General features: G+C 66.3%; 5 protein-coding genes. 1 reads left to right on the forward strand and 4 read right to left on the reverse strand.

Annotated features, from left to right (window positions below):
- From WAN71_RS27115 to hrcA, 4 genes are all read right to left on the reverse strand, one after another.
- The coding region (locus WAN71_RS27115; RefSeq protein WP_422228281.1) for a PhoH family protein at nucleotides 1-677 on the reverse strand (677 nt) is incomplete at its 3' end.
- A gap of 154 nt (nucleotides 678-831) precedes the next feature.
- Entirely contained in the window at nucleotides 832-1,599 is a 768-nt protein-coding gene (locus tag WAN71_RS27120; protein WP_422228282.1) for a 16S rRNA (uracil(1498)-N(3))-methyltransferase, read from the reverse strand.
- Between the two features lie 17 nt (nucleotides 1,600-1,616).
- The gene (dnaJ, locus tag WAN71_RS27125; protein ID WP_422228283.1) at nucleotides 1,617-2,756 is read right to left on the reverse strand and encodes a molecular chaperone DnaJ; all 1,140 of its coding nucleotides are present in this window, start codon (nucleotides 2,754-2,756) and stop codon (nucleotides 1,617-1,619) included.
- A gap of 79 nt (nucleotides 2,757-2,835) precedes the next feature.
- On the reverse strand, nucleotides 2,836-3,879 hold the full coding sequence (hrcA, locus tag WAN71_RS27130; RefSeq protein ID WP_422228284.1) for a heat-inducible transcriptional repressor HrcA: 1,044 nt from the start codon (nucleotides 3,877-3,879) through the stop codon (nucleotides 2,836-2,838).
- 203 nt (nucleotides 3,880-4,082) lie between these two features.
- On the opposite strand from hrcA, the gene WAN71_RS27135 reads away from it, so the two are divergent.
- Nucleotides 4,083-4,394, forward strand: a complete 312-nt coding sequence (locus tag WAN71_RS27135; RefSeq protein WP_422228285.1) for a type II toxin-antitoxin system VapB family antitoxin — start codon at nucleotides 4,083-4,085, stop codon at nucleotides 4,392-4,394.
- The last annotated feature ends 141 nt before the right edge of the window (nucleotides 4,395-4,535 follow it).

Genomic DNA, 4,535 nt, shown 5'->3' on the forward strand with positions numbered 1-4,535 from the left:
ACCTCAATAATCCCGGACGCCATCAACTTCGGGATCAGCTCGGGATCCATCATGTCGTGCAACGCGTCGTAAAGCGGACGAAGGTACGGATCGATCTTCTCGCTCAGCGTGCCGGGCAGAAAGCCAAGCCGCTCACCGGCTTCCACCGCCGGCCGGGTCAGGATGATGCGGGTAACCTGTTTGCGCTGCAGCGCGTTGACCGCCTTGGCCATCGCCAGGTAGGTCTTGCCGGTCCCGGCCGGGCCGATTCCGAAGACGATGGTGTGAGCATCGATGGCGTCAACATAGCGCTTCTGGTTGAGGGTCTTGGGCCGAATCGTCTTGCCGCGCCGCGACAAGATGTCCAGCGTAAGCACCTCGGCCGGCGACTCGTTGCCGGTGCCAACCAGCATGGCCACGCTGTGGCGCACCACCTCGGGAGTCAACGGCTGGCCACCGGCGACGATCGCGACGAGTTCGGAGATCACTCGTTCGGCGAGCGCGACGTCGGCGGGCTCCCCAGAGAGGGTCACCGCGTTGCCACGCACATGGAGATCTGCCGGCAGAATGCGCTCAAGTGCGCGCAGATTTTCGTCAGCGGAACCGAGCAGGCCCACGACGAGGTCGGGCGGAACGTCGATGCTGCTGCGAACGGGAGTTGTCGAGGAATCAGCAGCGTTGGTCTCGCGGGGCGTCACGTGGCTTCTAATGCCTGCTTTCTGTGGTTTGTTCAGCGGGTTATCGTCTCGATTCTACCGCCGGGCCGTTTTTGCAGCGTCGAGATCGACGCCCACGCGGAAAACCCACGAAAAAGACGCGCTAACGTCAATCTCGACGCGCATGGCGGCCGCTTTACGGGCCGGTGTCCTCGTCGGGCGGATTCCACCGCGGCGTGAGCACACCCAGTGCACCGAACGCGACCGCTGCGGCGGTCGACGTGCGCAGCACGGTCGGGCCCAGCCGAACCGCCAGGGCACCAGCCTCGGTCATCGCGGCGAGTTCGTCGGGAGCGATGCCACCCTCTGGCCCCACCACCAACATCACCGACTTCGCTTGCGCAAGGCTAAGATCCGCGAGCTGGCCGGTAGCCGACTCGTGCAGCGCCAGCACCGTGCCTCCCGACGCCACCACGTCGCCGATCCGCTGGCTCAGCGTTGCAGTGGACAGCACGCCGTCGACCGACGGGATATACGCGCGACGGGATTGCTGTGCCGCGGCACGAGCGACCGCGCGCCAGCGCCGCAAACCCTTCTCAGCGCGGGCCCCCTCCCAGCGGGCCACACACCGCGCGGCCTGCCAGGCCACCAAGGCATCAGCCCCGGCTTCGGTCGCCAACTCGATCGCCAACTCCGAGCGCTCGGCCTTGGGCAGCGCCTGTACGACGGTCACCGGCGGCTGCACCGGTGGTATCTGCCAACGGTCAGACACCCTGGCCTGCAGTCCGTCGCGGCCAGCCTGTTCGACCACACAGCGGGCCAGACCTCCGACGCCGTCGCCGAGCACGAGTTGCTCGCCGCGCCGGATCCGCCGCACGGTAGCGGCGTGGAAGCCCTCGTCACCACCGACGACGGCTAGCTGACCGGTCTCGGGCAGCGCTTCGATATAGAACAGGCCGGGCATCTGAACTCCGCAGCCGACTAGCGCCCCGTAAAGGTCTCGCGCAGCCGGCTGAACAATCCGCCGGTGGCGGCGGCGTGCGTCGACCGGACTTCGGCTACGTCACGGTTGCGGTGGCTCTTGAACTCGCCAAGGAGTTCGGTGTCGCGGTGGTCGAGTCGGTCCGGGACCACCACCTCGACGTGCACGTGCAAATCACCGCGCGTACCAGAACGCAGGTGCGGCATACCGTGACCGCGCCGTGTCGTCACCGAACCGGGCTGAGTCCCCGCGGGGATGGTGATCTCGGTCAGGCCGTCCAGGATCGCGTCCACGGTCACCGTGGTGCCCAAGGCCGCGTCGACCATCGGCACCGAGATCGTGCAGTGCAGATCGTCGCCGTCGCGCACGAAGATGTCGTGGGGCTGCTCGTGGACCTCCACGTACAGGTCGCCCGCCGGTCCTCCCCCGGGTCCGACCTCACCTTGAGCGGCAAGCCGCACCCGCATCCCGTCGCCGACGCCGGCGGGGATCTTCACGGTGATGTCCCGACGGGCTCGCACCCGTCCGTCGCCGCCGCACTGGTAGCACGGGTCCAGAATGACCTCGCCGACGCCGCGGCAGGTCGGGCAGGGTCGCGATGTCATCACTTGGCCGAGCAGGGAGCGCTGCACCGTCTGCACCTCTCCGCGACCACCACAGGTGTCGCAGGCCACCGGCGCCGAATTGGCGTTGGTGCCGCGGCCCTGGCACCGATCGCACAGCACCGCGGTGTCAACGGTGACATGTTTGCTGACGCCGGTCGCGCATTCGGTCAGGTCCATCCGCATCCGCAGCAACGAGTCCGAACCCGGACGAACCCGTCCGATCGGTCCGCGCGAAGTTGAGCCTCCACCGAAGAACGCCTCGAACACGTCACCCAAGCCACCGAAGCCGCCGAAGCCGTTGGCGGCCGACGCCGCGTTCGCCAGCGGGTCGCCGCCCATGTCGACGATGCGTCGCTTCTCCGGGTCGGAAAGCACCTCGTAGGCGACGCTGATCTCCTTGAACTTCGCCTGGGCGACCTCGTCGGGGTTGATGTCGGGATGCAGCTCACGCGCCAACTTGCGATAGGCGCGTTTGATCTCCGCATCGCTCGCGTTCTGGCTCACGCCGAGCAGACCGTAATAGTCGCGTGCCACGCCTGACCTTTCTTAGGCTCTTAGGCCACTTGAGACCGCAATATCACGGCCATTCATAAATTCTGCAACGAGTGCGCGTTCATCGGGCACCCAGCACTTCACCGATATACAAAGCAACCGCAGCGACACTAGCGATAGGTCCCGGATAGTCCATCCGGGTGGGCCCCAGCACACCCATCCCGCCATAGACGGTGTCGGTGGTGCCATAGGTGGTGGACACCACCGATGTGCCCATCATCTGCTCGGCCTCGGTTTCGTGCCCGATACGCACGGTCACTTTGCCGGCTTGCTGCTGCGCGGCCAACAGCCGCAACACCACGACCTGCTCCTCGAGGGCTTCCAGGATCGACCGCAGCGAGCCGCCGAAGTCGGCGGTGTTGCGGGTCAGGTTGGCGGTGCCGCCCAGCAGCAGCCGTTCCTCGCTGTGCTCGACAAGGGATTCCAGCAGCACCGTCGCCGAGCGCCCGACAGCGTCGCTGAGGCTCTTCGAGTGCCCGCCTCGGCCGTCGAGCTGCGCGGCAAGCTCCGCGACCGCGATCGATGCCGCCGAAAGCTTTTTGCCGTCCAGCGCTTGGCCCAGCATCTCCCGCAGCTGGGACAGCTGGTGGTCGTCGATGACATCACCGAGTTCGACGATGCGTTGGTCGACCCGGCCGGAGTCGGTGATGACGACCATCAGCAACCGGGCCGGGGTCAGCGCGATCACTTCCAGGTGCCGCACGGTCGACGTCGACAACGTCGGGTACTGCACGATCGCCACCTGGCGGGTCAGCTGCGCCAACAGCCGCACCGCGCGTCGCAGCACGTCATCGAGGTCGACACCGGACTCCAGAAAGCCTTGGATGGCACGTCGCTCAGCCGTCGATAGCGGTTTGACGTCGTCGAGCCGGTCGACGAATTCGCGGTAGCCCTTTTCCGTCGGCACCCGTCCGGAGCTGGTGTGCGGCTGGGCGATGTATCCCTCGGCCTCCAGCACGGCCATATCGTTGCGGACGGTGGCGGATGAGACGCCGAGGTTATGCCGCTCCACCAGCGACTTCGAGCCGATCGGCTCCTTGGTGGAGACGAAGTCGGCGACGATCGCGCGCAGCACCTCAAAGCGACGCTCGTCGGCACTAGCCATCCGTATCCGCCTTTCCAACCTGGTCCATTTTACGGTGATCACCAGCCGCAATTGCTTACCGCACCCACAGCCAACCAGTCGTTGGGCCGCTAGAGCTAATGGCGCGCCTCCTCAGCGGGCCGTTCCGGCCCGCATCGTCACCGCGCTAGCCTTTCCCGCATGGCCACGTCCAGCCCCAGCGACGCGCCGGAGACGATCAGCGGATGATCTTTAAGGGCGTGCGAGAGGGCAAGCCGTACCCCGAGCATGGCCTGTCCTACCGGGACTGGTCGCAAATTCCGCCGAGGCAAATCCGACTCGACGAGATGGTCACCACCACGACAGTGCTGGCGCTGGATCGCCTGCTGTCGGAGGACTCCACGTTCTACGGCGACTTGTTCCCGCACGCGGTGAAGTGGAAGGGCATCGTCTATCTCGAGGACGGCTTGCACCGTGCGGTGCGAGCGGCACTGCGAAATCGCACCGTGCTGCATGCACGGCTACTCGATTTGGATGCGGTCACTCCCCAGGGTTAGCGGCGATCGCAAGCGCGGCGGAGCCGGGTGCAGCGGGTCGCCGCGGGAGAACCGAGCTCGGTCACGTTCGTGCGCCGGCAGGTGTCGAGGTAGGTAAGACCGCCCGCAGAGGACTTTTAGGAGGGCCCCATGCCACGAATC

Source organism: Mycobacterium sp., from assembly GCF_049280035.1.
Classification (GTDB): domain Bacteria; phylum Actinomycetota; class Actinomycetes; order Mycobacteriales; family Mycobacteriaceae; genus Mycobacterium.